The following is a 25,486-nucleotide window of genomic DNA, read 5'->3' as shown; positions in this document are numbered from 1 at the left end:
GCGCGGACGACGAAACAAGGCTGGAGCAATCAAACAGCGAGCAAGTGAGACAATGACGGTCTTTCAACCTGCGGAGCGAAAATGCTTCGACAGTTTCAGGCCCTGCGCCTGGTAATTGGAGCCGAGGTCGGTGCCATAGAGCGCCTTCGGGCGTTTCAGCATGTGCTCGTAGACCAGCCGGCCGACGGTCTGGCCATGGTCGAGGATGAAGGGCACCTCGTGGCTGCGCACTTCAAGCACTGCCCGGCTGCCCTTGCCGCCCGCAGCCGAATGGCCGAAGCCGGGATCGAAGAAGCCGGCATAGTGGACGCGGAATTCGCCGACCAGCGGATCGAACGGCGTCATTTCGGCAGCATAGAGCGGCGGCACATGCACCGCTTCCTGGCTGACGAGGATGTAGAATTCGTCCGGGTCCAGCACGAGTTCGCCGGCACCGCGATTGTAAAGCGGCTCCCAGAAGTCGAACACGTCGTGGGCGGCGCGCTTGTCCACGTCGACCAGACCGGTGTGATGCTTGCCGCGGTAGCCGACAAGGCCGTTTTCGTCGCCGGCAAGGTCGATGGACAGCGCGATGCCGCCCCAGGAAATATTCGGCGGATCGGTCGCGACCAGCGTCTCGGCGTCGTGCAGGTCGTGCAGTTCGCTTTCCGACAGCACGGCATGGCCGGTGCGGAAACGGATCTGCGACAGCCGCGAACCGGTGCGCGCGACGATGGGGAAGGTGCGCGGACTGACCTCGAGATAGAGCGGGCCGTGGTAACCGGCGGCGATCTTGTCGAACTCGGCACCGTGATCGGTCATGACGCGGGTAAAGATATCGAGACGGCCGGTCGAGCTTTTCGGATTGGCCGAAGCCGAAATATCCGAAGGCAAGGCCAGCGTTTCCAGAAGCGGAACGATGTAGACACATCCCGTTTCCAGCACCGCGCCGGCGGTGAGGTCGATTTCATGCAGCTTGAGGCGGTCGAGCTTGTCGGCGACGCTATGGTTGGGACCGGGCAGGAAGCTGGCGCGGACCCGCCACGCCTTTTCGCCAAGCCTCAGATCGAGACTGGCCGGCTGGACCTGGTCCTTGTCGAGCGCGCGCGGCGTCTTCAGCGCGCCGCTCTCGAACAGCGCTTTTATGTCCTGATCGGGAAGAATGCCTGTCTGACGCAATATCCGCTCCCGCAGCCAACTCGGAGCCACCTACAGACCTCTTAATCACGCGGGTAATTGACGCAAGCGGTGGTGAGGTCTAAAGGGGCTTTATCCCGTGGTGATTTGGCCGGTCGGCTTGCAGCCACGTTAAACAAGTCGCTAAAGGACCGTCGGGCCGCCAGGCCATGTGGACCGGTTGCGACTTTCGCGGCCGGTTTTTTTGTATTTGGGAACGGACCTATGACATCTGACGGCAAGCGCAACTGGAAGCCGCAAACCACGCTCATTCATTCCGGAACGCTGCGATCCCAGTTCGGGGAGATGTCGGAATCGATCTTCCTCACCCAAGGCTACGTCTATGATACGGCCGAAGCCGCCGAAGCGCGTTTCAAAGGCGAAGACCCCGGCTTCATCTACTCGCGCTACGCCAACCCGACCGTGGATATGTTCGAAAAGCGCATGTGCGCACTGGAAGGCGCGGAAGACGCCCGCGCGACCGCTTCCGGCATGGCGGCAGTGGCAGCCGCGATCCTGTGCAGCCTGAAGGCCGGCGATCATATCGTTGCGGCCCGCGCGCTGTTCGGCTCATGCCGCTGGATCATCGAGACGCTTGCGCCGTCCTACGGCATTCAGTCGACGCTGGTCGATGGCACCGACATCAAGAACTGGGAGCAGGCGGTTCGCCCCAACACCAAGCTCTTCTTCCTCGAAAGCCCGACCAACCCGACGCTTGAGGTGATCGACATTGCAGCGGTTTCCGCGCTGGCCAATTCGATCGGCGCGCGCGTGGTGGTTGACAACGTGTTCGCCACGCCGTTGCAGCAGCGTCCGCTCGAGCTTGGCGCGCATGTCGTCGTCTATTCGGCAACCAAGCATATCGACGGCCAGGGCCGTTGCCTTGGCGGCATCGTGCTTTCCGACAAGGCCTGGATCGACGAGAACCTGCACAATTACTTCCGCCATACCGGCCCCAGCCTGTCGCCTTTCAACGCCTGGGCGCTGCTGAAGGGGCTGGAAACGCTGCCGATCCGTGTCGCGCAACAGATGCAGTCGGCAACCCGCATCGCGGACGTTCTGGCCGAACGGCCGGAAATCGAGCGCGTAATCTATCCGGGCCGGGCGGACCATCCGCAGGCCGACATCATCAAGAAGCAGATGTCGGGCGGTTCGACGCTGATCTGCCTCGACGTGAAGGGCGGCAAGAAGGCGGCATTCGCGTTCCAGAACGCGCTCGATATCATCTTGATCTCGAACAATCTGGGCGACGCCAAGAGCCTTGTCACCCATCCGGCAACGACCACGCACAAGAACCTGACCGAAGAGGCCCGCGCGGAAATGGGCATCGGGCCCGGAACGCTGCGCCTGTCGCTCGGGCTCGAGCACGTGGACGACCTGCTTCAGGACATCGATCAGGCACTGGCGAGCGCAAAGGCGGCCTAGAGCGTTTCAGGGCTAGCGGGCAACGGTCTGCCACGCCAACGTCATGGCGTGGCGCAAGGTGGCCTCGTCGGCAATGTCGAGCGCCACCCTCGTCCACCCCTTTTGCCCCCACGAGCCGGCGACAGGCGAGAAAACTGCAGCGGATGTCTCCATCAGCAATTTCTGCTGGTCTGGCGCGAGTTTCAGCACGGCGCGGCCATCCTTGTCGCGCCATGTTGCGAATATCCGGCCTTTCACCCGAAAGTCCGTCACGTCGAAATGACCAGCCTGGACAGCACCGGCAAAAGAAAGCGCCATGTCTCGAAACTGGGATTTGGTGATCATCGTAGCTGCCTTTGCCGTGATCATGCCGCAAACAAGCTTATCAAGCGATATCGCCAACTGGCTTCGTTTTGAATTGACCAGATGGCGTGACAGGCCGATTCTCGGCTGTCGAGGAGACGAACATGTACAGTGCCACAACACGCGATATCGAAGTGCGGGTCAGGCCATTTTACATCGAGGATCGGTCGGAACCGTCGGAAAACCGCTATGTCTGGGGCTACCAGGTGACGATCAGCAACCAGTCCGAAGAGTTCGTCCAGCTGTTGTCGCGCTACTGGCATATCACCGATGGAACGGGGCGGGTCGAAGAGGTGAGCGGGGCCGGCGTTGTCGGCGACCAGCCGGAACTCAATCCCGGCGACAGCTACCAGTATACGTCGGGCTGCCCGCTTTCGACGCCTTCCGGCATAATGGTCGGCCGCTACACCATGCGCAACGCCAAGGGCGACACGTTCGACATCGCCATTCCGGCGTTCTCGCTCGATCTGCCGGGCGTGAAGCGAACCGTGAACTGACGGCCGGAAACGCAAAGGCGCATCCGGCCGGATTTCCTAGTTGGTCTGGCTGGTGTCGCCAAACTCGGCAGGGTTGAAATCATAGGCCGTCGAGCAGAATTCGCAGGCGACGCGGATTCGGCCGTCTTCGGTGCTTTCCCGGATTTCCTCGGCGGTAAAGCCGCTCAAGATGCCGTGGATCTTGTCCTGCGAGCAGGAGCACTGATCCGCCACTTCAACGGCATCGAACACCCGCACCCCATGCTCGTGGAAAAGCCTGAACAGCAGGCGCTCAGTGCCTACCGTCGGGTCTATCAACTCCGTCGGCTCCACCGTGGAAAGCAAGGCAAGCGTTTCCTGCCACGCATTGTCGACCGGTTCTGGGGCGAATTCAGCGGTATCGCCATCGCCGCCCGGAAGGTCGGCCACGCGCATGCGCTCCGGGGCTTGCGGCAGGAACTGCGCCAACAGGCCGCCGGCACGCCACCGCTCATGCCCACCCGGCTCGACCAGCTTGGCAACAGAGAGCCGCAGGTCGGTCGGGATCTGCTCCGACTGCCTGAAATAGATGCGCGCAGCCTCCTCCAGCGATGTGCCATCAAGCTGGACGATGCCCTGGTAGCGTTGCGTGTGAGCGCCCTGATCGATGGTGAGCGCCAGCACGCCGGCGCCGAGCAGCGTTTCGTCGCTGACTTCGCCTGCCGCCACCAACGCCTCGAACCGCTCGGCGTCATAGCGGGCATAGGCGCGCAGAGCGTGCGGCGTGGTAAAATCGGCAACCAGCATATCGACCGGACCATCGGTGCGGGTCTGCAGGATGAACTTGCCTTCGAATTTCAGCGAGGTGCCCAAGAGCACCGTCAGCACGCAGGCTTCGGCAAGCAGGCGGGCAACGGGTTCGGGATAGGCGTGGCGCGAAAGGATGGCGTCCAGCATCGGGCCAAGCTGGACGGCGCGGCCACGCACATCGAGCGCATCTATGGCAAAGGGCACGACGTGATCGTCGCCCGCATGGCCAAATTCGCCGAGCTTTGGTTTGTGTTCAGTCAATTGCACGGTTTCCAGCATGACATATCTCCGGCCGCAGGCCATCCCCTCGATAAGAGGGCATGCCTCGGGTGGTCAGTATTTCAGGTGATTCGCCGGAGATAGGCATCACCCTGCCGCGGTTCAAGCGCAGCGGCTCAGGCGCCAAGGCACCAGGCGAGTACGGCCTTTTGCGCATGCAGCCTGTTTTCGGCTTCATCGAACACCACCGAATGTGGTCCGTCGATGACCTCGTCGGTGACTTCCTCGCCGCGATGGGCCGGCAGGCAATGCATGAACAATGCGTCCGGCTTGGCCTTCGCCATCAAGGCGGCGTTGACCTGATAAGGCAGGAAGACATTATGGCCCCGCGCCCGGTGTTCCTGCCCCATCGACACCCAGCTATCGGTGACGATGCAGTCGGCGCCGGTCACGGCTTCCTCGGCTGTCTTGCTGAAATTGACCTTGCCGCCATTTTCGCGCGACCAGTCGACGAACCTCTGCATGGGTTCGCTGCCGGGCGGAACGGCAACGTTGACGGTAAAGCTGAAGCGGGCCGACGCTTCCATCAGCGAGTGCAGCACATTGTTGCCATCGCCGCTCCAAGCGAAGGTCCTGCCTGCAACCGAACCGCGGTGCTCCTCATAGGTCAGGATATCGGCCATCAACTGGCACGGGTGGGTGTCGTCGGTCAGGCCGTTGATGACCGGGATGGTCGCATTTTCGGTCAATTCGATCAGCCGGTCGTGCGAGGTGGTGCGGATCATGATCGCATCGACATAGCGCGACAAAACCTTGGCCGTGTCGGCGATGGTCTCCGAGCGGCCAAGCTGCATTTCAGTGCCGGTCAGCATGATGGTCTCGCCGCCGAGCTGGCGCATGCCGACGTCGAAGGATACGCGCGTCCTCGTCGAGGGCTTGTCGAAGATCATCGCCAGGACCTTGCCTTCCAGCGGCTTCGAGCGCTCACCGGCCTTGAGGCGCGCCTTGCGCGCGGCGGCATCGTCCAGAATGGCGCGCAGGTCCTGTCCGGAAATAGCAGACAGGTCGGTAAAATGACGAAGGCTCATCGATGATCTTCCGGCTATTTCGCGGCCGCGAGGGCTTCGGACATGGTCTGTGCAGCCGCGCGGATACGGCCAAGGCCGTCCTGGATTTCCGCATCCGTCACGGTAAGCGGCGGCAAAAGGCGGATGACGTTGTCGCCGGCCGGGACCGCAAGAAGCTTCTGGTCACGCAAGGCGATGTTCACCTTGCCGTTCGGCGCTGCGCATTTGAGGCCGAGCATGAGGCCGGTGCCGCGAATGCCTTCGATGATTTCGGGAAACTCGTCGGCAACCGCCGCAAGCCCCTGCTTCATCAAAAGCGCCTTGCGCTGCACGTCTTCAAGGAAGCCGTCGGCAAGAACAACGTCGAGCACCGCGTTGCCGACCGCCATGGCGAGCGGATTGCCGCCGAAGGTCGTGCCGTGGACGCCGGGGGTCATGCCCTTGGCGGCCTCGTCGGTGGCGAGGCAGGCACCCATCGGGAAACCGCCGCCAATGCCCTTGGCGATCGCCATCAGGTCCGGGGTGATGCCGGCCCATTCATGGGCGAACAACTTGCCGGTACGGCCGATGCCACACTGCACTTCGTCGAAAATCAAAAGCAGGCCGTGCTTGTCGCAAAGCTGCCTGAGGCGCTTGAGCGACTGGACCGGCAAGGAGCGGATACCACCCTCACCCTGCACCGGCTCGACCAGAATGGCTGCCGTTTCGGCGGTGATCAGCTTTTCGGCGGCGTCGATGTCATCGAACGGCACCTGGTCGAAACCGTCGACCTTTGGGCCGTAGCCCTCAAGATATTTCTGCTGGCCGCCAGCGGCGATCGTCGCCAGCGTACGGCCGTGGAAAGCGCCTTCGAAGGTAATGGTGCGATAACGCTCCGGGTGGCCATTTACATAGTGATAGCGGCGCGCCGTCTTGATGGCGCATTCCAGCGCCTCGGCACCCGAATTGGTGAAGAACACCTTGTCGGCGAAACTTGCATCAGTCAGCCGCGCGGCCAGCCGGGTCTGATCCGGGATTTCGTAAAGGTTGGAGACGTGCCAAAGCTTGGCGGCCTGCGTGGTGAGCGCTTCCACCAGGTGCGGGTGGCCGTGGCCAAGCGAATTGACGGCAATGCCGGCGGCGAAATCGAGGTATCGCTCGCCCTTGTCAGTGATCAGCCAGGCGCCCTCGCCCCGGTCGAAGGTCAAGGGAACACGAGCAAAGGTCTCGTAAAGCGCCGAACCGCTCATTATATGCGTCTCCGGAACCGGAAAATCAAAAAGCCGCCCACGCGGCGGCTTTCGCGGCTTATCATGTTTTTCAGCCACAGTGTCAACGGAAACGTGGCCTGGCCCATGATTGGCCTTCCCTAACGGAAGCTCTTTGCATCAGCGAGCGGGCAAGTTGGGGAAAACCGAAAAAACAGATTCGTGTTGCCTTTGGGACTCTTGTCACCGAGTCAGCGCGTAAGGTAATTGTGGTCAGGAAATAACTAGATTTCGTGCGGCGGATCTAATCACCCCAGTATATGTGGTGCCCAACCGGCTTTTGCCGGATCGGGAAGGGATTCCGGAGTCGCACGGTTCAAAGGAGCGCAGTCTCATGAACTGGACTGACGAGCGGGTAGAACTCTTGAGGAAACTGTGGTCGGAGGGCTTGAGCGCCAGCCAGATCGCGGCACAACTCGGCGGTGTCAGCCGCAATGCGGTCATCGGCAAGGTGCACCGGCTGAAATTGTCCGGCCGCGGCCGCACAAGCGCCGCGCCTGCTCGCCAGAAAAAGGCTTCGCAAGGCGCAAGCGTCACCAAATCGGTCTCGCGGGCCGCCAGCACCACGCGCCATGTCACGACTTCAATCGGGGCGACCGCGCTGCAGGTTCAGTTCGACGCCGAACCGGTCGCGCGCACCTATCTGCGCCCGGTGGAAAACGTGGTGGTTCCGATCTCGCGCCACCTGACGCTGGTGGAATTGACCGAGCGCACCTGCAAGTGGCCGAACGGCGATCCGCTTTCGGAAGATTTCCATTTCTGCGGCAACGATGCGGCAGAAACCGGCCCTTACTGCACCTATCATTCGCGCATTGCGTTCCAGCCGGCTTCGGAACGGCGACGCGTTCGCTAAGGCGCCAAGCGCGCCCTTGCAATGCAAGGGCGGCTTCTTCTCCGTTGAACAAGCGCCGCGCGGTCTGGGAACGGGCCGCGCGGTGCACGTTTGGCTATGCAGCCTCCCCCCGCCCGCATCTTTTGCGTGTGAGCGATTCAACCTGAAGCTGATGGCGCGATCTAGATCGTACAACTACGATCCAGATCGTTAATTGGAATAGGCTTGTCGAGGCGATGAGGCAGCCATTTTGTGCGCCCGTCCTGTTTGAAGTTCTGCAGAGAAGCGACGCCAGCGTGAAACGCGCGCCGACGCGGCTCGGTCATAGCCTGATTGCCTGCCGGGCCAGCGATATCGTCGGCCCCGGCACACTGACCATCTCCACCATCGGAATGAATTCCACGCTGCCCAGCGGACTCATTTTACGCGCCCGACGCAAATCTGCAGGCAACAGATCACATCACGCTTAAGCCACGGGAGGACACTGACATCCGGCCGGGAGCTCGGGGTGCGGCGAAGGCCAGGGAGGTATTGGCCTAGTCGAATCCCGAAGAAAATTTCAAACGTGCATTCCGCTATCGGCCGGGGGGCCGTCCGGTAGCGGCAGGGGCTTGGGGGAATTGAATGCAGTCGTCCGATGCGGGCGGCGGGAGGGGTGCGCAGCGTGGAGGAGACGTTGCGCACGGGAAAGGCTCGGCACTTGCTGGACATGCTCCAGCGCGTGCCTCGCGTCAAACCGCCCATCCCGATGTCGATGAATGGCAATCGGTTCTCGCGAGACTTGCGATAGATCGAGAGGCCGCGATTGAAATTGCGGCTCAGGCCCGTCAATCCGGCGAAGACTTCGCTTCCTGCCTGCTTGCGTCAGGTGCTGCCAGCCGGGTCGATTTGACCAGGGCAATCGCCGCGGATCTCGGCCTGAAGGCGAGTATCGGCATCGACCCGAAAAGGCTGATCGCCAGCGACGAGCAACTTCTGACGCTGTTGCGGGGCAGCGGCGACAATCTTCCGGTGAAGCTTCTGGAAAAGGATGGTTCCGTTTCCTTCCTCATTCCCACAAGGCGTATTCGGCTGGGGTGGATGCGCGACTATATCCGGTCTCATCCCGACCTTACCCAGCATCTCAGAATTGCCGACACCGACGAACTTCGTGCGGCCGTGACCGAGCGGGCCAGGCCGCTTTTGGCGCGCGTTGCGGTCAACGGACTTTCCGATCGCTTTCCGCAGATGTCGGCCCGCGTCGTCGCCAACGGATGGCAAGGAACGGTTCTGGGAATTGCCATTACCGTGCTGCCTGTCGGCTTTGCCCTGGCGCCTGAGCTTACACTCGGGCTGCTGCACGGCCTTGCCACTTTTTTCTTCTTCGCCTGCGTGGCTCTGAGGTTCGCCGCAGTGGCGTCGGTGACAACAGGCAAGCGCCTGAACCGCATCGAACCACCGCCGGCCAATGCGCCCGTCTATTCGGTGCTTGTCGCCCTCTACAAGGAGGCCGACATCGTGCCGGACCTTTTGACGGCGCTGGACTGGATTGTCTGGCCTCGCGACAGGCTGGAAATCAAACTGGTGTGCGAGGCTGACGACACCGAAACGCTGGCTGCCATCAGCACCCAACAGCTACCATCGCACATCAAGGTCGTCGAAGTGCCGGCAACCGGGCCGCGCACCAAGCCCAAGGCCCTCGCCTACGCCTTGCCGATGACGAGCGGCGAGTTCGTCGCGCTCTACGACGCTGAGGATTGGCCCGACCCGATGCAGCTTGCCGAGGCATGGCAAAGGTTTCGTGCCAGCGGGCCGGAACTGGCGGTTCTGCAGGCTCCACTCGTGATATCGAACCCGGGCGAAAGCCTCATCGCCCGCATGTTCGCCTTCGAATACAGCGCCCTGTTCCACGGACTTTTGCCGTGGCTGTCGCGCCATGGGCTGATGCTGCCGCTGGGCGGCACATCCAACCATTTCCGCCGCGCCGCGCTGGAGGCTGTCGGCGGCTGGGACCCGTTCAACGTCACCGAGGACGCTGATCTGGGCACGCGCCTTGCGCGCTTCGGCTATCAGGCCGAGACCATTTCCGCGCCAACCTATGAACAGGCGCCGACCAGGCTCTCGGTCTGGCTGCCGCAACGCACGCGCTGGTTCAAGGGTTGGGCACAGACCTGGCTGGTGCATATGCGCGACCCGGTCAAGCTTGCAGGCGACCTTGGGCCGCGCTCGTTCGTAATCGCACAGGTGTTGTTTGCCGGCATGCTGGCTTCGTCGCTGCTTCACCCGCTGTTGCTCGCCACTTTCTGCTTCGGGCTGGTTCAATTGCTGCTGACGGCTTCGTCCGGGCCAGCCCATTCGGCGCTGCTGATTGTCGACGTCATCAACATCACCTGTGGATACCTGTCGTTCCTGCTGCTCGGCTGGCAAACGCTGGCGAAGAACCAGCGCCGCGGCTTCTGGAAGATCGTCGCCTTGACCCCGATCTACTGGGCCATGATGTCCTATGCCGGGTGGCGGGCGGTGCTGCAGTTGTGGCGGCGGCCTTTCCATTGGGAAAAGACCCCGCACAAACAGGTGCAGGCCGCACCGGCGGGAGTGGTGCCCGCCCCCGCTATCGGCACCTAGGGTCAGGACCTGTTAATATGACTGGAATGGCGTTCGAAATGGCGAGAGATGCAAGGAAAAGTCCGTGGAGCGGGGTCGTTCCCCCGGTCAAGGACTTTGACGCAGCAGTTCGACGCCAGTTCGAACGTCCTTCAGATCGGACGGATTTGCACGGGCTACAGTGTCGCGAAGCCTTGAAAGGCTTCAGCCTTCCTGCGCCTTCGCTCCTCGTATCCGCACAAATCCGCTCCGACCATTTCAGTCAGATTAATAGGTCCTGACCCTAGGCGCTTGCGCGCCTATGCCAGCAGGAGCGATGCCCCCTCGCCAATGATCTTCTTGTCTTCCTTGCCGACGACATCCAGGTCACGCCCATCATAAGGCAAGGACAACAGGATGCGGCGAATGGTGGAAAGCCTGGCGCGCCGCTTGTCGTTGGCGCGCACGACGATCCACGGCGCTTCCTTGCTATGGGTCCTCTCGATCATCTGGTTTCGCGCCTGCGTGTAGGCATCCCATTTCGACAGGCCCGCAATGTCGATCGGCGAGAATTTCCAGTTCTTCAGCGGGCTATGGCGGCGGTCGTGGAACCGCTCCAACTGCGTTTCCTGGCCGATATCAAGCCAGAACTTGAAGAAATGGATGCCTTCGTTGCGGATCATTTTTTCAAAGCGCGGCGCTTCGTTGAGGAACTGCTCATGCTGCTCGGGCGTGCAGAAGCCCATGACGGGCTCGACGCCGGCACGGTTGTACCAGGAACGGTCGAATGTGACGAACTCTCCCCTGGTCGGGAAATGGGCCACGTAGCGCTGGAAATACCATTGACCGGTTTCGGTTTCCGTCGGCTTGGTCAGCGCCACATTGCGTGCCGTTCTTGGGTTCATGTATTGGCGCAGCGCAAAGATCGTGCCGCCCTTGCCTGCGGCGTCGCGCCCCTCGAACAGGGCCAGAACCCGCTGGCCGGTGCGCTGCAGCCAGGCTTGCGCCTTCACCAGCTCAATCTGCAATTCCTCGAGCTTGGGCTCGAACTCCTCGCCTTTCATCTTCTTGTCGTAAGGATAACCTCCTGCCGTAAGCTTGTTGTCCTTGATCCAATCGGGAAGATCCGGGGCATCGACATCGAACTCGCGCTGCTTGCCCGCAACCGTAATTTTCAGCGGTCCTGACGCTGCTGTCACAGCGTTGTCATTGGAGTTTTTCATTCAGGCGAACCTTTCCAGTTGGAAACTTCATGCTATTGGGGGCTTCGGCACCGGTCCAGACTGAATTTGCCGTGCCGGCGAGCCATTGGGGCGCGTATGAGCGATATGGATGGTCAGCGACAAAATTGGGGCCGGCGCGCCTTGCAGCGCTTGCAGGCTAGTGGCTGGCTGATTGCCGCAGGCATGGTCGCGATGATCGTTGTCCAGGCATTTTCCGGTCTGTCGCCTCTCGTCGGACCGTTGGCGATGCTGGGGTTCGTGATCACCGCAATGGCATTGCCTCAGCAAACCGGACGGGCGGACATGGACCATGACGCATCCGCACAGGGCGGGCTCTTGCCGCAGCTATCGGCGGAACATCTTGCTGCTGCCGTCACCGATCCGCTGATCGTGTTCGACCAGACGGCGACCGTCGTCCACGCCAATGCCGCCGCCATTTCCATCTTCGGCAACATATCCGCGGGCATGTCGCTGCCGTTGAAATTCCGGGCGCCGGAAATGCAAGCGCTTATCGAAGACATGCTGGCAGGCGGCGTGTCGTCGCAAGCCATCGACTATGTCGAAAAATTGCCTGTCGAGCGGGTCTATCGGGTCAGTGCATCGGCCATAGGCCACGGAACCGGCCTCTATGTTCTTGTGTTCAAGGACCAGAGCGAGGCGCGCCGGATCGACCGGATGCGAGCCGACTTCATCGCCAATGCCAGCCATGAAATGCGCACGCCGCTTGCCTCGATCTCCGGCTTCATCGAAACGCTGCGCGGGCCGGCCCGCAACGATCCTGCCGCCCGCGAGCAGTTCCTGCAGATCATGCAGAACCAGGCTGGGCGCATGGCGCGGCTGATCGACGATCTCTTGTCTTTGTCGAGACTTGAGATGAAGTCGTTTCACAGGTCAGGGGTTCGGGTCGACCTGCGCAACGTGGTCGAAAGCGTCATCGATTCGCTTGCGCCTCTGGCCAAGGACAGCGGCCTTGAAATCGAGCGGAACTTTGCCGACGGGGCGCTCGAGGTTCCAGGCGACCGCGACGAACTCTACCAGGTGTTTGAAAACCTGCTCGAAAACGCCTGCAAATATGGCCAATCGGGCGAGAGGGTCATCGTCTCCATCTCGCCCAGCACCAAGGGACCGGAACCCGGCATCGACGTGACCATCCGTGACTTCGGCCCGGGCATTGCCGAGGAACACATCCCGCGCGTCACCGAACGGTTCTACCGGGTCGATGTCGAAACCAGCCGATCGCAAAAGGGAACCGGCCTCGGCCTCTCCATCGTCAAGCACATCTTGACGCGCCACAACGGCCGCCTGTCGATCGAGTCTGAACTCGGCAAGGGTGCGGCCTTCACCGTTCATTTGCCGACAAACTAGCTTTGCGGGCAAGCAGGCGTTAGTCTCTCTGCGATTTGGCTGATACGCCATTCGCGCAATTGTCATGCGGGCAGCGTATCGGCACAGATTCAAGAGACCGAATCGTCAAAGGTCCCGGAGGTTTTCGCGCATGCAATCGCTACACATCGTCACCGCCTACGACGAGGAACTGCAGTATCTGTCGAAACGGATCGCTGCGATGGGCGGTCATGCCGAGCGCATGGTGGATCAGGCGATTGCCGCCCTTGTCGGCGCGGACCAGGATCTCGCCCGCAAGGTCGTCGGCGACGACACCGTGCTTGATGACGGGCAGCGCGAGATCGACGACAAGGCCATTCTGCTGATCGCCAAGCGCCAGCCGATGGCGAAGGACCTGCGCGAAATCGTGGGCGTCATCCGCATTTCAGCGGACCTGGAGCGCGTGGGCGACCTGGCCAAGAATGTCGCCAAGCGCGTGGCTTCCGTGGCGGACGGCCGCCAGCCGACTTCGCTGTTTCGAGGCATCGAGGCACTTTCGAACCTTGCGCTTACGCAGTTGAAGGAAGTGCTCGACGTCTACGCGTCGCGCTCGGTCGATATCATCGGTTTCGTGCGCGACCGCGACGACCAGATCGACGCGATGTACACTTCGCTGTTTCGCGAGTTGCTGACCTACATGATGGAAGATCCGCGCAACATAACCTCGTGCACGCACCTGCTTTTCTGCGCCAAGAACATTGAGCGCATCGGCGACCACGCCACCAACATCGCCGAAACGATCTATTACATCGTAACCGGCGACCAGATGCCGGCGGAGCGTCCCAAGGGCGACAAGACGGACCGCATCGTGATCAAGGCCGACGCGTCGTCCAAATAGTCCTCCAACTTGCCGGCACGCAGCCAAAACCCGCCATTGAGCAATGGCGGGTTCTGATGGCGGCGTCGATTACCACTGATGCTTCAGGATCACCGTCTCGGAATAGACGTTGCCGCCGGAAGAGAACTCGCCGTCGAACCTGCCGCTCAGCGTAAAGTTCCCGGCGAAACCAACCTCCACGCCTGCCGAAACAAGCGCGCTGTCCTCCGTGGAAGACGCACCATCAACCGTGAAGCTCGATCCCGGCAGCGAGTGGAATGCGGTCGAGATATTGCGATTGTTGTCGAAGTCATGGACCCAGGCAGCACGCCCCTGCAGCGTCAGCAAGGTGCCATCATCCAGCGCAAACAGCTTGTCGAGACCGGCACCGATTTCGCTGCGTGTCGTCGAGGTCGTCTGTGAGGCGTAGTCAAGCGCGAACTGGTCCGACCCCGACTTTGCATACTCCGCGTAAGACGGTGTGTGCACGGACTGTGCCTCGAGGGCTGCATAAGGCGTGATGCCCAGCATAGGCGTATCGAACCTGTAGCCGCCTTCGACCCTTGCGCCGAACACATTGGCATCAAAGTCGGCAGCGAGTTCGTCGGTGCCGGCAATAGTAACTGTGCGCGTCGTGCTTGTATCATGCCAAGCGTAGGCAAGCGCGCCGGACAGGTAGGCCGCGCCGAAGTGCGTCTTACCGTAGACGCCAGCCTGGAACATGTTGCTGTCGCCGCCGCCCAGACCACTGTCGAGGCTCCACGAAGTGGTGCCGCCGGACAGCGCAAAGCCGGCGACCGTGTCGGGGCCGAGGCGGTAGTCGATGCCGACGGCCAGCCCCGTTATGTTGTCATGTGTTTCATGCGTGCCGACCACGACGGCATCGGCGTCCAGTCTGGCCTGACCGCCATAGACCGAGCCCCACATGCCATAGCTGGGTTGCTCGGCCGCGAGCACAGGCGATGCTCCATCCGAACCGGTGTCACCATAGGCCGAAGCAAGGGCCGGGAGCGAACCGCGCTGCGGGGCGAACGCCAAGGGAGGCGCTTGCGTCGCAGCGCGCTGGCCGATGGTCGGGTCGAGCAGGACGCCCAGGAATATGTCCATCGCATGGAAGGGAGTCTGGATTGCGCCGGACGCTGCCTCGCCCGTCAGTTGCGACAGACCGTTGACCAACTGGTCCTGCGGCAGCCCCAGCAGCGTGGCGAAGCCGGAACCGATGCCGCCGCCACCATTGAAGGCTTCATCAAGTTTTTCGGCAACGGCCTGCTGGTTTTCGGTCAACTCCTTCATCTTTGCCGTCGCCGCCACGAGATCGATGCTGACTTCGGTTTGGCTGTAAGCAAGGCTCGCCTGCAAAGCGGGTGCATCGACAATGTTGAAGGCGTCAAATGTCGTGCCGCCAAATCCACCGGTCGCCGACAAGATGACATAGCTTTTCGGAAGGTAAGCGCCCGCGCCGAAGCTTGCTTCGACCGCGCCAGCGAGTGTTGCGCTGCCCGTAACGGAAATCTTATCGGCGACGGTCGGCGACACATCCACCGCGTATTTGCTTCCAGTCTTCAGAGTAAGATCGCCGGCTACCGTAAGAGTGCCGATCGAGCTATTGCCTGCGCCGAGCGTCCCGTCCGTATCGATGATGGTGGACGACAAAGTGCCAGTGCCGCCGAGCGTCGCGCCGGCGTGCACAAATACGCTTTCCGAACTTGAAATGCTGCCATTCACCAAGAGCGCGCCGCCAAGCACCTCCGTCGGACCAAGGTAGCTGTTTGTTCCGGCAAGGGTGAGCGTTCCGGTGCCTGTCTTGTTGATGCGGCCTCCAAAGGGAGACGGGGTTTTGCAAGGCTGGCCGACAGCACAATTGCTGATCGAGCCGGAAAAGACGGTAGAGACATTGTTTCCGCCGATCGAAAGACCAAGCTGGCCCAGGTAAATGTTGCCACTACCGGCGATGGACCCGATCGTGGGCGCTAACCGGGTTGCGGAAAAATCCACAATTCCCGTACTGCCGTTGTTGATGGCCGCATTGCCACCTGTTGCATTGTCCACAAACTCCAGCCGGCCACTGTTGGTGATCGTGGCGTCTTTTGCCGAGGTCGGATCAGATGCGCCGATCGGGGAGCTTCTCAGGCCGCGAAAGGTCACGGTGCCGGTGTTGACGATGGTCGCGCTGCCGGCATTGGAAACCTCGGTCACCGTCATGGTGCCGTTGTTGGTTATGTTCGCATTGCCCGCTGTGCTGAAAGGACCAAATGTAAGGGAGCCATTATTGACAATGGTGGAGCTTCCCCCGGACGAAATTTGTGAGGTGTCGCCAAATCCGTTAAAACCAATCTGGCCGAACGACAGATCTCCGCCGGACTCGTTGGTGATGGTTGCGTTGCCCGCCGATGAGGCAGCCAGAAACTGCAACGTCGCGCCGCCTGCGTTGGTAATGTCAGCCTGGCCGGCAGTGCTGGATTGGTCGAAACGCAACAAGCCGCTGTTGGTGATATTTGCCGTCCCAGCCGAACTGGTATCCAGAAAACCGATGGAACCGTGGTTGGTTATGATGGCGGAACCAGCCGAGCTGCTGTCGCGCATGTTGATGCCGCCGAAGTTCGAGACGAGGGCATTGTCCATCGAACTCGAATTGTCGAAATCCAAGCCTGAGTAGTTGTTGAAGGTCTGGTCCTGGCTTGAATTGTTGACGATACCGGCCCCGGTAAAGGCCATCGACGAAGCGCCGAAGTAATTGAAGGTATAGGCCTGCGCAGAGGCATCGAACACGATCGCGCCCATTTGATACGGCAACAGCTCCTGACTCGGCCCAAATGGGGTCATGACAACTGTCAGAATGCCGTCCGGGGCCGTTATGGTAGAGGCGCCGGTAGCGGAAAATGTCGCCGTGCCGTCCGGTATGATGCCGCCGACCCAATTCGCGGAGTTAGACCACTGGCCTGAAACAAGGCCGCTCCATGTGGCGTCCGCTGCGATTGCTCCCTGCGCGAACAGGCCAGTCATGACCAAGACTGCCAATGCGGATGCGGAATTTGCCAGAGACTTGTTGCGCGCGCGCAAAGCAAGCTCCGCCACCGCCGATTTCTCGACGCCGAAATTACCCCGGAAGTGAGTCATGTGCCCCGTTTGCCCCGCTGAAATGTTGCCCTTCAAGCCGTCTCAATTCGCGCGACGACGGACGCTCCGGGCACATAGTCGATGGGGCCAGAACCGGGTTGTATCGGAATACGACCAAACTTGGTATCGGCTCACAGGAACTTGATCTGGATCAATAACTCTCGCCAACTCTCGAAATATTTCGCGTGAAGAACCGCCGACCAGGGCAGGCCAGTGCGGTTGTGACGAGGCCGCCGACAAGTAAAGTCGGGAGCCGATAGCGATGCAGGTGGACCGGAAGCCCGCTGGTGACTTGATCTCATCGGGAGGCACAAGCTGCGATGACGGTATTCTATTTGTCGCAGCGCAAAGCCAAGCTCGTCCCGATCTGCAAACAATGCCACCTGCTGCAACGGAGCGGCACACGCTGCAACGACGCAGTAAAAACCCTCCTTCTTGCCTCGCTTCGGCGAGGCTTTTCTTTGCGGTCGCGCAAAGCGGCCCCATCGCAGACGCGCTAGCAGTTCTCGTAATAGAACATCTTGAGATCGAGAGACAAAAATGAACTACGTTCTTTACCTGACCGGCTTCACGGTTGCCGTCGTAGCAATCCTGTCATTCCTCGGCTTCAGTTGATCTTTGACGGCTGCCAGCCATTTCGTGGCATGACTTTTGCCGGTCCAGCAGCCGACGATCGGTCAAATGCGGGGCGTTGGGGCCGTCGGGTTCATGGCGGCGACATAGCTTGCCGGCGAGGCGCGCCAATATAGCACTGTCACGACGGCTACGCAGGCGAGGTGCAATACCCAACCGGCCACGAAGTTGCCGGTGGCGTCGTGAAGGACGGCCACGACCCACGGCGCCATCGCGGCGATCAGGAAGCCGCCTCCCTGCATGAGCGCAGAGAGAGCGCCAGCCTCGACCGGGTCATGCAGATGGTCCAGTGCGAGTATCATGGACAGGGAAAAGCAGCCGCCCAATCCCGCGCCAAGCAATGCCGCCCATACAATGGGCGCAACCTCCGGTCGTAGTGCCAGCGCGGCAAAGCCGGCTGCCTGCATGGCGAGCGTGAGCCAGAGCCATGGCCGGCGATCTTCGCCTCTGCCGGCCAGTATTGGCAGCGCAAGGGCCGCAACCGCCTGACCCACCGATACGACCGCCAGCAGGCTACCGCTTGATGCGGCGCTCCAGCCGAAGCCTTGATAATACGGCGAAAGCCACGCCACGACCGTGGAATAGCCGCTGTTGACCAGGCCGAAGCATGCCATCAAAAGCCATGTCCGCGGCCGTTTGAGGAAAGCCTTTGCCGCATCGCCTCCCCGTTGCCGTGCGGTGCCGCGCGGCAGGCTGCGCGCCGCCAGCAAAAGCGCAAGCAGCGCCAACCCGGCCATCCAGCCGAAGCCGGCATGCCAGTCGCCCGCGGCTTTCGCCATCAGTGGCGCAAATTGCGCGCCGAGGGCGCCGCCGCCCATCAGCATGGCGGAATAGAGCCCCATGACGAGGCCAAGCTGGCGCGGAAACTGCTGTTTGATGACGCCTGGAAACACCGCCTGCACGATCGCCGCGCCCAGCCCCAGCAGGACCGCCGTTGCCACCATTTCCCAACCGGTCGAAACGAACAGGCGCAGGAACGATGCCAGGCCGAGCACGGCGAGCGCAGCAATGATTGCCTGCCGCGCGCCGAAGCGCGCCTGCAACGACGGACCGGCAAAGGCGAACACGCCCATCAACAACATCGGCACAAGGGTTAAAAGCGCCATGCCTTGCAGACCGAGCCCGGTTTGCGCGCCTATGTCTGCCGCCAGCGGGCCGACACCGGTCATGAACGGCCTCAGATTGAGGCCGATCAGGACGACCGCAGCGAGCAACCAGATACGACTGGACGACGAGAGCGCCTTTCCTTCCATCGCTAGCGCTTTCCGGCGCGGCTGCGAGACCATTGCTCGTAGAGACCAGCCCTGCCCTCGGGCCGAACGGGTTGATGGCTGATGGCCATGGATTGCTGGGCAAAAGGCCTGGCGAGTTCTTCGTAGATCGCCGCCGTCGACAGCCCGAAAGGTGCCCCGTCTTCGTTGGAATAGGCGTAGGCAACCTTGCTCACGCCGGAAAGCCGCATCGCCGCCATGCACATCGGGCACGGGTGGCCGCTGGCATAGACGGCGCAGCCGCTGAGATCCGGAGAGCCAAGCTTGCGGCTGGCGGCCCGGATCGCCGACATCTCGGCATGGGCCGTGGGATCGTTGGTCGTGTGAATCTCGTTCACGCCAGTGGCGATCACCTCGCCATCTCTGACAACCACCGCGCCAAAGGGACGACCACCTTCGTCGATATTGGCGCGAGCCAGTTCGACGGCCTGACACAGGAAGCCCTGATCTTCGGTCATGCTTATTTCCCTTCCAGCAATACGCGGGCTTCCGTACGCGCCAGAGCGCGAGATAAGCCTCGGGGTTGATGATCCGCAGGCATGGAATGCTGATAAGGAGAAAGGGGTGCATTTGGAAATTAAATGTATGGATGAATAACATTTGAGATATAAATGAAGGAAGTTTTCGGTGATTTCATAGCAATGCTCGATCAACGCCTTCTCCGCGCCTTCGTGGCAATCGCCGATGCGCGTAGCTTTACGCTCGCGGCAGAGCGCCTGAACATGACGCAGTCTACTATCAGCCAGCAACTTGCCCGGCTGGAGGAAGCAGTCGGAGCGGCACTGATCGACCGCGCGGCGCGGCCCGTCGAGCCGACTCCGACGGGCGAGCGGCTGCTGGGCTACGCCCGCAGGATCCTCGCCCTTCAGGAAGAGGCGGAAGCAGCGCTTGGCGACCCGGCCGGCACGACATCGATAAGGATCGGCGTTCCCGAAGATATCGTCACAAGCACCATGGCGGCGGTGTTCAGCGACTTCGCCCGGCGACATCGCACGATCAGGCTGGACGTGACCGCCGGGCTGAGCCGCGACCTGACCCGTCGCTACCGCGCCGGTGAATTCGACATTGTTATTGTCAAGGAACCATCCGCCGATCCATCCTGCCGGGCGACTTATCCGGAAGCCATGGCATGGTTCGAAAGTGCCGATGCGGCGGGCGAGTGGCTCAACCCGACACCGCTGGTTACTTTCCCGCCGGGCGGCCTCTATCGCGAAGCGATGTTCCAGCGCATCGAGCAGGAGCAACGGCGCTGGTATATCGCCTTTTCGGGCAGCAGTCTGCATAGCGTTCTGGTGGCGGTCGAGGGCGGAATAGGCCTCTCTCTCTTGCCCAAGAGCGCCGTTGCCAGATATCGCGTACGGCAATGCATGGCGTTCGGCACGGAACCTGAGATGGCCGTCTCGATCTACTCGTGGGAAAGCGCGGGCCCGGGCGCGGAGTTGATGGAGCAGATGAGCGCGGTGCTTGCTGCCAGAGGGTCCGCCCATGGATAGAACAACTTGTTGCTCGCGGCGGGCATTCCGGTCAGGCCCACAAGCTGCCAGAATGTCCAGATGACGCCCAGCAATCGCCCAATCCTCGACAGCCTGTTCAAGCAGATCGCCATCGGTTGCCTGCTGCTGCTTGCCGCTGCCGGCGCACTTGCCGCTTTCCAGCGCCATGCCCTGGTTGCGGAGCTGGAACAGGAAAGCACGGTTCTTCAACGCCTGGCATCGCAGCGCGCCGACCAGCATGACGCCCATCTCACCGCCTTGTCGGCGATAGCGGTGGCGGCGGGAAGCGAACAGCACAAGCTGTTTCTCGACGTGGCCGATACCATCACGCGATTTTACCCGCGCATCGACGAGGTTCAGCTTGTTCCGCTCGATCCCCAGAGCGAAATAGTCGGGACCGAGCCCCTCGATCCCGCCGCCGCCGATCTTGTCCGTTCGGCGGCGCAAGCATCCAAAGGCGAGATCGCGCTTCTGCCGCATCCGAACCGGCCACAGCATTACATCATGGTCAAACGCAGCCCCAACTCCGATGCAGCGATCTACGGGTTGATGCTTGGCATCGACGCGCAAAAGCTGCTTGATGAGGCTGGGGCGTTCTGGTCGCGGCCGGGCATTGCGCTCAGCCTGTCCTTGCCGGATGGCCATGCGCTTATCGGCTATCCGGGTTCGCCCGAAACGGTGCGGTTTTCCAAGGCGCTTGGCAGCCAATCCCAACCCCTGCTTCTGGAAACAGGAATGAAGATTGGAGTGGCGGACCTCTATCCGCCGCTGCAAACCGGCCTGGCGCTGATTGCCGTCATGCTTGCCTATCTGGCTGCACTCGCCGCGCTGCGCCAGCGGAGGCGAGCACGAGTTGCCGTGGAGCAGGCGCGGCTCAGCGCGCTGGAATCGCGCCTTGCCCATGCCTCGCGCGTCAACGCGTTGGGCGAGATGGCAAGCGGTCTCGCGCATGAATTGACGCAGCCGCTGACCGCCATTCTCGCGCAGGCGCAAGCAGGGCGGCGGATGCTTGGCCAGGGCGACGCAACGGTGCTGGCGCCGGTGCTGGACGACACCGTTGCGCAGGCGCGCCGGGCTTCGGCAATCCTGCAACGCTTCCGCAACTGGTCGCGCCCGCAACGCGGAGCGGCGACGGCTTTCGACCTGCGCGAAGTGCTCGGCAATGTGCGGTCATTGCTCGCGCCGCAAGCTGCGACGCATGGTGCACAGCTGGAATTTGACATGCCCGACAATCCCGTCTCGGTCGTTGCCGACCCCGTTGAAATGGAGCAGGTCGTTTTCAACCTCGTGCGCAACGCCATAGAGGCGGTTGGTGATCAAAGCGGGGTCGGGCTTATTGCCGTCAGGCTCCAGCAAGATGGAAACCAAACCGTGCTGGAGGTCACCGACAATGGTCCCGGCATCGCGGATGAATTGCGCCCGCGCCTGTTTACGCCGTTCACCACCACACGCGCCGACGGCACCGGGCTTGGCCTTGCGCTCAGCCAGCGCCTCGTGGAACGCGCCGGCGGTGAAATCGCCCTGATCGACGGCGGGCCGGGAGCGACCTTCCGGGTCACCTTGCTGCGCAATGGAGTTGCGGAGGCCCCGCAATGAGCCGTCCCGTCTATCTGGTCGATGACGATGAGGCGGTGCGCCGGGCGCTCAGCCTGCTTTTGTCCACGGTCGGCATCAAGGCGGTGGGCTTCGCCGATCCGCAGGCGTTCCTGGCGCAAGTGCCGAAGCTTTCACCCGGCTGCCTGATCCTCGACATCCGCATGCCGGTCATTTCCGGGTTAAAGCTTCAGGAGCGCTTGACCGAGCAAGGCATCGACTGGCCGACCATCGTCATTTCCGGACACGGCGATATCGAAGCCTGCCGGCGAGCATTCCGCAATGGCGCGGTGGATTTCCTCTCCAAGCCGATCGATGAGCAGGACCTGATCGATGCGATCCAGAAAGGACAGGAAGCGCTGGAGCGCACTATCAACCGCCGCGCCGAACGGGCGGAGTCGCAGGCCCTGCTCGCAGCGCTGACGGCGCGCGAGCGCGAAGTGCTCGACCGCATCGCCGAGGGCTTTACCTCGCGCCAGATCGCCGAAGGGCTTGGCCTGTCGCCGCGCACAGTGGAGAGCCATCGCGCCGCGATCGGCGCCAAGCTTGGCACCACCTCGCAAGCGGAGATGACCCGGCTGTGGATCGAGGGCCGCGAGGCTCCGTAGAACTACGGATGCCATTGCAAGGGCTACGAATGCCCGTCGTTCAAGACGTGGGCTAGCTTCCTTCCATCAACTTGGAAAGGAAACCAACAGATGCTTCGCAACCTCGTTCTCGCCGCTACCGTCCTCGCTCCCCTTGCCGCTACCGCGCAGGAACTGCCGACCGCTCCCTACCTGCCGCTCGACATCGCCACCAAGGCTGCGGACGCCGCGCTGAAGGCCTGCGTCGCCGAAGGACACAATGTCAGCGTCGCCATCGTGGCACGCGACGGTTCGACCAAGGTTCTCATCAAGGCCGACAATTCCGGCCCGCACACCGGCTCCAGCGCGCAGGGCAAGGCGTTCACCTCTGCCGCTCTCGGCCGCGATACGGCCGGTCTTGCCGAATTCATCGCTTCCAAGCCGGCAAATGAAGGCCTGCGCGACATGGATGTGCGCATGGTCATCCAGGCCGGCGGCCTGCCGATCAAGTTCGGCAAGGCGCTGGTTGGCGGCATCGGTGTCGGCGGCGCTCCCTCGGGCGACATCGATGCCGGCTGTGCCGTGGCCGGACTGAAGGCAATCGGTGCTGCCGAGTAAATCCAACGCACAACATGGAAACGGCTCGCTTGAAGGCGAGCCGTTTCCTGTTTCAATCGAGCGTGAGCGATTTACCGGCGCTTCAGCGGCAATACCTTGCCCGGATTCATGAACCCCTGGCCGTCCAGAGCGGCTTTTACCTGCGCCATGGCGCTGAGCTTGGTCGGGTCCGCGGTTGCCATCAGAGAATGGATGCGCTTGGAGCCGACGCCGTGCTCGGCCGAGAACGATCCACCGCGTTCGCGCAAGCCGTTGTAGAGGACGGCTTCCACAGCGCTTGCCATGCTTTCATTCAACGGGCCAGTCCGATTGAGCGCGATGTGCAGGTTGCCGTCTGCAAGATGCCCGAACAGGTAGGGCGCCAGATCCGGCTCGATTTCGGCAAGGCCGCGCAGGATGTGCGCGACATAGCTGTCGATTTCCGACAGCGGCACCGAAACGTCGTAGGACGGCGAGGCCGGATGGGTGCGGTAGACGACATCCGTATCTTCGCGCAGCCGCCACAGCCCGATTTCCTGTTGCTTTGAACTCGCGATGATGCCTGTCGCTTCCGGGAAGCGGTCGAGTATTTCGCCAAAGAGCCGTTCGAATTCCTCGTAGAGTGCCTGCTCGCTGGCTCCGCCGAGCGACACCAACAGGCAGATCGGCTGGTCGAGCGGAAAGTCCGGCTCGGCCCAGCCATGGGCGGACGCAGCCAACTTGATGTAGGACTGCCACAACGCTTCCGCCGCGCGCAGATGGCCGGCCTCGGTGTCGAGGGCAAGGCGGATCGTTTCCAGCGCGGCGCTGACCGAAGGCAGGCCGAACAGGGCGGTTGCGGTGGCCTTTGGCAGCGGCTCCAGCTTAACCACGACGCGGGTGACGATGCCGAGCGTGCCTTCCGCACCGATGAAAAGGTGCTTCAGGTCGTAGCCGGCAGAGGTTTTCACCACGCGGGTCAGGTCGGTCATGATCGAGCCGTCGGCCAACACCGCCTCAAGGCCAAGGACGCGGTGGCGCATGACGCCGTTGCGAAAGGCCATGATGCCGCCCGCATTGGTGGAAACCATGCCGCCAATGGTCGCCGAACCGCGCGACGGCAGGTCGATGCCCGGTTCGAGACGATGCTCGGCCGCGGCTGCTTGCAGTGCTTCCAGCGTGCAGCCAGCCTGAACGACAGCTACCCTTTCGATCGGGTCGAGCCGCTCGATGGCGCTCATACGCGCCAGCGACAGCACGATCTGGCCCTGGCTTGAGACGCTTCCGCCGACAAGGCCGGTGCGTCCGCCCTGCGGCACGACGGACACGTGGTGGTCGCGACAAAGGCGGATGACGGCGGCAACCTGTTCGGTCGAGCCGGGAGCGACGACGATGCCCGCGCCGAAATTGTCAGGGTTCCAGCCGGGATCGGCAGACGTTACCGCCTCCCCGGTCCGCACGTTTGGTGCGCCGACGATGGTGCGTAGAGCGTCGATCGTCGCGTCGGGAACCGGGTTTGGCGAAGGAGAAGCGGACGTCATCGCGATACCAATTGTCCAAGGGCCTCGATCAGCCGATCGTTTTCAGCCGGCGAACCGATTGTCACACGCAGGAACCGCTCATAGCCCTTTTCGCGCCAAGCCTTGACGATGATGCCTGCCTGAAGAAGCGACTCCGCGAGTGCGGAACTGTCGCCGCCGCAATCGAAGAACAGGAAATTGGTCTGGGACGGCGCAAGGCGTAGCCCGAGTTTTTGAAGTGCCGCAGCAACACGCGCCCTCTCGGCACGGATGCGTGCGACGGACGCCTTCATCCACGCATCGTCTTCAAGTGCTGCGATGGCGGCGATCTGGGCGGCGGCGTTGACGTTGAAAGGCGTCTTGGCAGCCGAGACGACGCGCGCGACTTCGCTATCGGAACAGACGGCGTAGCCGACGCGCAGGCCAGCGAGCCCATAGGCCTTGGAGAAGGTCCGCAACACGACATAAGCGATGCCGCTTTTGCGCAGCAGTTCGATACCGTCCACCGCATCAGGATCGGCAAACTCGAAATAGGCTTCATCCAGCACAAACAGCGTTCCGGGCCGCGCCGCCCTGACCAGACGCTCAAGCGCCTGCCGGTCGAGCCCCGGTCCGACCGGATTCCACGGGGAGGATAGGAAGACGATGCGCGGGCCTGCGGCGATCGCCCTCTCCAACGCGTCGAGATCGAAACCGAGCGATGCGGTCATCGCAATCTTGACCACGCTGGCGCCAGCGGCCAGCGGCTCGATCTCGTGCAGGCCGAAGCTCGGCACCACGGTTACGACGGAGGTATCCGGTACGAGCATCGCCCGCGAAATCGCGGCAATCATCTCCTCCGACCCGTTGCCGACAACAATGTGCGACGGCTCGACTTTCAGCCTTGCACCGAGCGCGGCGCGCAGCGCCGTACAGGCCGGATCGGCATAGCGCCACGGTTCGAAACCGGCGGAAGAAAGTGCTGCCATTACCTTTGGCGAGCAGCCGTCCGGGTTCTCGTTGCTGGCGAGACGGGCGATGTCGTGGCGGCCGCTCAAGGCGCGCGCGGCAGCAATGTTCATGCCGGCATTGTAGGCCGGCAGCGATGCGACATGGGGGTTGAAGGGCAGCGCGCCGTCCGGTCTGGTTTTAGCCGATTGTTCCAAGGGAATTTCCGTTTGCGAGATGAACTGTTGTGAAG

The 25,486-nt window shown here is 62.0% G+C and carries 21 protein-coding genes and 1 riboswitch; of the genes, 10 read left to right on the top strand and 11 right to left on the bottom strand.

Features of this window, described 5'->3' with window-relative positions:
- Nucleotides 1–63: 63 nt before the first annotated feature.
- Entirely contained in the window at nt 64–1,158 is a 1,095-nt protein-coding gene (locus ACODTY_RS11945; protein ID WP_488994480.1) for a 2'-deoxycytidine 5'-triphosphate deaminase, read from the bottom strand.
- 87 nt (nt 1,159–1,245) lie between these two features.
- Nucleotides 1,246–1,323: riboswitch (SAM riboswitch) on the top strand.
- Between the two features lie 57 nt (nt 1,324–1,380).
- On the opposite strand from ACODTY_RS11945, the gene ACODTY_RS11940 reads away from it, so the two are divergent.
- Complete coding sequence (locus ACODTY_RS11940; RefSeq protein ID WP_488994479.1) at nt 1,381–2,580, top strand: O-succinylhomoserine sulfhydrylase; 1,200 nt, start codon at nt 1,381–1,383, stop codon at nt 2,578–2,580.
- A 12-nt stretch (nt 2,581–2,592) separates the two neighbouring features.
- Here the strand turns inward: ACODTY_RS11940 and ACODTY_RS11935 are convergent, their stop codons facing one another.
- The gene (locus ACODTY_RS11935) at nt 2,593–2,904 is read right to left on the bottom strand and encodes an MmcQ/YjbR family DNA-binding protein (protein ID WP_488994478.1); all 312 of its coding nucleotides are present in this window, start codon (nt 2,902–2,904) and stop codon (nt 2,593–2,595) included.
- A 122-nt stretch (nt 2,905–3,026) separates the two neighbouring features.
- On the opposite strand from ACODTY_RS11935, the gene apaG reads away from it, so the two are divergent.
- Nucleotides 3,027–3,419, top strand: a complete 393-nt coding sequence (gene apaG / locus ACODTY_RS11930) for a Co2+/Mg2+ efflux protein ApaG (protein ID WP_488994477.1) — start codon at nt 3,027–3,029, stop codon at nt 3,417–3,419.
- A gap of 36 nt (nt 3,420–3,455) precedes the next feature.
- Here apaG and ACODTY_RS11925 read toward each other — a convergent pair whose 3' ends face one another.
- From ACODTY_RS11925 to ACODTY_RS11915, 3 genes are all read right to left on the bottom strand, one after another.
- A complete protein-coding gene (locus ACODTY_RS11925; RefSeq protein ID WP_488994476.1) occupies nt 3,456–4,466 on the bottom strand; it encodes an Hsp33 family molecular chaperone in 1,011 nt (336 codons plus the stop codon).
- Nucleotides 4,467–4,582: 116 nt separating this feature from the next.
- Entirely contained in the window at nt 4,583–5,494 is a 912-nt protein-coding gene (gene argF / locus ACODTY_RS11920; RefSeq protein ID WP_488994475.1) for an ornithine carbamoyltransferase, read from the bottom strand.
- A 14-nt stretch (nt 5,495–5,508) separates the two neighbouring features.
- Nucleotides 5,509–6,702, bottom strand: a complete 1,194-nt coding sequence (locus ACODTY_RS11915) for an aspartate aminotransferase family protein (protein WP_488994474.1) — start codon at nt 6,700–6,702, stop codon at nt 5,509–5,511.
- Nucleotides 6,703–7,054: 352 nt separating this feature from the next.
- Here ACODTY_RS11915 and ACODTY_RS11910 point away from each other — a divergent pair, with 352 nt between their 5' ends.
- Both ACODTY_RS11910 and ACODTY_RS11905 read left to right on the top strand, forming a co-directional pair.
- Nucleotides 7,055–7,573, top strand: coding sequence for a GcrA family cell cycle regulator (locus tag ACODTY_RS11910; protein WP_488994473.1), 519 nt, complete (start codon nt 7,055–7,057; stop codon nt 7,571–7,573).
- 603 nt (nt 7,574–8,176) lie between these two features.
- Nucleotides 8,177–10,156, top strand: coding sequence for a glycosyltransferase (locus ACODTY_RS11905; protein WP_488994472.1), 1,980 nt, complete (start codon nt 8,177–8,179; stop codon nt 10,154–10,156).
- A gap of 278 nt (nt 10,157–10,434) precedes the next feature.
- On the opposite strand, the gene ppk2 is transcribed toward ACODTY_RS11905, so the two are convergent.
- Nucleotides 10,435–11,337 (bottom strand): polyphosphate kinase 2, encoded by a 903-nt coding sequence (gene ppk2 / locus ACODTY_RS11900; protein WP_488994471.1) that lies wholly within the window; start codon nt 11,335–11,337, stop codon nt 10,435–10,437.
- A 96-nt stretch (nt 11,338–11,433) separates the two neighbouring features.
- Between ppk2 and ACODTY_RS11895 the strand changes: the two genes are divergently transcribed.
- Both ACODTY_RS11895 and phoU read left to right on the top strand, forming a co-directional pair.
- Nucleotides 11,434–12,702, top strand: a complete 1,269-nt coding sequence (locus tag ACODTY_RS11895; RefSeq protein WP_488994470.1) for an ATP-binding protein — start codon at nt 11,434–11,436, stop codon at nt 12,700–12,702.
- A gap of 130 nt (nt 12,703–12,832) precedes the next feature.
- Complete coding sequence (phoU, locus tag ACODTY_RS11890; protein ID WP_488994469.1) at nt 12,833–13,558, top strand: phosphate signaling complex protein PhoU; 726 nt, start codon at nt 12,833–12,835, stop codon at nt 13,556–13,558.
- 69 nt (nt 13,559–13,627) lie between these two features.
- On the opposite strand, the gene ACODTY_RS11885 is transcribed toward phoU, so the two are convergent.
- From ACODTY_RS11885 to ACODTY_RS11875, 3 genes are all read right to left on the bottom strand, one after another.
- Nucleotides 13,628–16,654, bottom strand: a complete 3,027-nt coding sequence (locus ACODTY_RS11885) for an autotransporter outer membrane beta-barrel domain-containing protein (RefSeq protein ID WP_488994468.1) — start codon at nt 16,652–16,654, stop codon at nt 13,628–13,630.
- Nucleotides 16,655–17,331: 677 nt separating this feature from the next.
- Complete coding sequence (locus ACODTY_RS11880; protein WP_488994467.1) at nt 17,332–18,540, bottom strand: cyanate transporter; 1,209 nt, start codon at nt 18,538–18,540, stop codon at nt 17,332–17,334.
- A gap of 2 nt (nt 18,541–18,542) precedes the next feature.
- The gene (locus tag ACODTY_RS11875) at nt 18,543–19,016 is read right to left on the bottom strand and encodes a nucleoside deaminase (protein WP_488994466.1); all 474 of its coding nucleotides are present in this window, start codon (nt 19,014–19,016) and stop codon (nt 18,543–18,545) included.
- A gap of 153 nt (nt 19,017–19,169) precedes the next feature.
- Between ACODTY_RS11875 and ACODTY_RS11870 the strand changes: the two genes are divergently transcribed.
- The 4 genes from ACODTY_RS11870 (at nt 19,170) to ACODTY_RS11855 (ending at nt 22,828) form a co-directional block, all read left to right on the top strand.
- Nucleotides 19,170–20,051, top strand: coding sequence for a LysR family transcriptional regulator (locus ACODTY_RS11870; RefSeq protein WP_488994465.1), 882 nt, complete (start codon nt 19,170–19,172; stop codon nt 20,049–20,051).
- Between the two features lie 60 nt (nt 20,052–20,111).
- The gene (locus ACODTY_RS11865) at nt 20,112–21,647 is read left to right on the top strand and encodes a sensor histidine kinase (protein WP_488994464.1); all 1,536 of its coding nucleotides are present in this window, start codon (nt 20,112–20,114) and stop codon (nt 21,645–21,647) included.
- Complete coding sequence (locus tag ACODTY_RS11860; protein WP_488994463.1) at nt 21,644–22,252, top strand: response regulator transcription factor; 609 nt, start codon at nt 21,644–21,646, stop codon at nt 22,250–22,252. The genes ACODTY_RS11865 and ACODTY_RS11860 overlap by 4 nt, the downstream gene beginning before the upstream one ends.
- Nucleotides 22,253–22,342: 90 nt before the next feature.
- The gene (locus ACODTY_RS11855) at nt 22,343–22,828 is read left to right on the top strand and encodes a GlcG/HbpS family heme-binding protein (protein ID WP_488994462.1); all 486 of its coding nucleotides are present in this window, start codon (nt 22,343–22,345) and stop codon (nt 22,826–22,828) included.
- Nucleotides 22,829–22,899: 71 nt separating this feature from the next.
- On the opposite strand, the gene ACODTY_RS11850 is transcribed toward ACODTY_RS11855, so the two are convergent.
- Both ACODTY_RS11850 and hisC read right to left on the bottom strand, forming a co-directional pair.
- Nucleotides 22,900–24,327, bottom strand: coding sequence for an FAD-binding oxidoreductase (locus ACODTY_RS11850; RefSeq protein ID WP_488994461.1), 1,428 nt, complete (start codon nt 24,325–24,327; stop codon nt 22,900–22,902).
- Entirely contained in the window at nt 24,324–25,451 is a 1,128-nt protein-coding gene (gene hisC / locus ACODTY_RS11845; RefSeq protein ID WP_488994460.1) for a histidinol-phosphate transaminase, read from the bottom strand. Before hisC ends, ACODTY_RS11850 begins: the two co-directional genes overlap by 4 nt.
- Between the last annotated feature and the right edge of the window lie 35 nt (nt 25,452–25,486).

Source organism: Mesorhizobium sp. FG116 (assembly GCF_057809835.1).
The sequence above is the reverse complement of the archived record's forward strand: the minus strand, read 5'-3'. Positions and strand labels throughout refer to the sequence as shown.

What these genes read in the sequence shown, in the direction of transcription:
- ppk2 (WP_488994471.1), bottom strand. Translation starts at nt 11,337, where the DNA reads ATGAAAAACTCCAATGACAACGCTGTGACAGCAGCGTCAGGACCGCTG.
- ACODTY_RS11895 (WP_488994470.1), top strand. Translation starts at nt 11,434, where the DNA reads ATGAGCGATATGGATGGTCAGCGACAAAATTGGGGCCGGCGCGCCTTG.
- ACODTY_RS11860 (WP_488994463.1), top strand. Translation starts at nt 21,644, where the DNA reads ATGAGCCGTCCCGTCTATCTGGTCGATGACGATGAGGCGGTGCGCCGG.
- ACODTY_RS11880 (WP_488994467.1), bottom strand. Translation starts at nt 18,540, where the DNA reads ATGGAAGGAAAGGCGCTCTCGTCGTCCAGTCGTATCTGGTTGCTCGCT.
- argF (WP_488994475.1), bottom strand. Translation starts at nt 5,494, where the DNA reads ATGAGCCTTCGTCATTTTACCGACCTGTCTGCTATTTCCGGACAGGAC.
- ACODTY_RS11925 (WP_488994476.1), bottom strand. Translation starts at nt 4,466, where the DNA reads ATGCTGGAAACCGTGCAATTGACTGAACACAAACCAAAGCTCGGCGAA.
- ACODTY_RS11905 (WP_488994472.1), top strand. Translation starts at nt 8,177, where the DNA reads ATGCAGTCGTCCGATGCGGGCGGCGGGAGGGGTGCGCAGCGTGGAGGA.
- ACODTY_RS11870 (WP_488994465.1), top strand. Translation starts at nt 19,170, where the DNA reads ATGAAGGAAGTTTTCGGTGATTTCATAGCAATGCTCGATCAACGCCTT.
- ACODTY_RS11940 (WP_488994479.1), top strand. Translation starts at nt 1,381, where the DNA reads ATGACATCTGACGGCAAGCGCAACTGGAAGCCGCAAACCACGCTCATT.
- ACODTY_RS11910 (WP_488994473.1), top strand. Translation starts at nt 7,055, where the DNA reads ATGAACTGGACTGACGAGCGGGTAGAACTCTTGAGGAAACTGTGGTCG.
- ACODTY_RS11915 (WP_488994474.1), bottom strand. Translation starts at nt 6,702, where the DNA reads ATGAGCGGTTCGGCGCTTTACGAGACCTTTGCTCGTGTTCCCTTGACC.
- ACODTY_RS11855 (WP_488994462.1), top strand. Translation starts at nt 22,343, where the DNA reads ATGCTTCGCAACCTCGTTCTCGCCGCTACCGTCCTCGCTCCCCTTGCC.
- apaG (WP_488994477.1), top strand. Translation starts at nt 3,027, where the DNA reads ATGTACAGTGCCACAACACGCGATATCGAAGTGCGGGTCAGGCCATTT.
- ACODTY_RS11935 (WP_488994478.1), bottom strand. Translation starts at nt 2,904, where the DNA reads ATGATCACCAAATCCCAGTTTCGAGACATGGCGCTTTCTTTTGCCGGT.
- ACODTY_RS11885 (WP_488994468.1), bottom strand. Translation starts at nt 16,654, where the DNA reads ATGACTCACTTCCGGGGTAATTTCGGCGTCGAGAAATCGGCGGTGGCG.
- ACODTY_RS11875 (WP_488994466.1), bottom strand. Translation starts at nt 19,016, where the DNA reads ATGACCGAAGATCAGGGCTTCCTGTGTCAGGCCGTCGAACTGGCTCGC.
- ACODTY_RS11865 (WP_488994464.1), top strand. Translation starts at nt 20,112, where the DNA reads ATGACGCCCAGCAATCGCCCAATCCTCGACAGCCTGTTCAAGCAGATC.
- phoU (WP_488994469.1), top strand. Translation starts at nt 12,833, where the DNA reads ATGCAATCGCTACACATCGTCACCGCCTACGACGAGGAACTGCAGTAT.
- ACODTY_RS11850 (WP_488994461.1), bottom strand. Translation starts at nt 24,327, where the DNA reads ATGACGTCCGCTTCTCCTTCGCCAAACCCGGTTCCCGACGCGACGATC.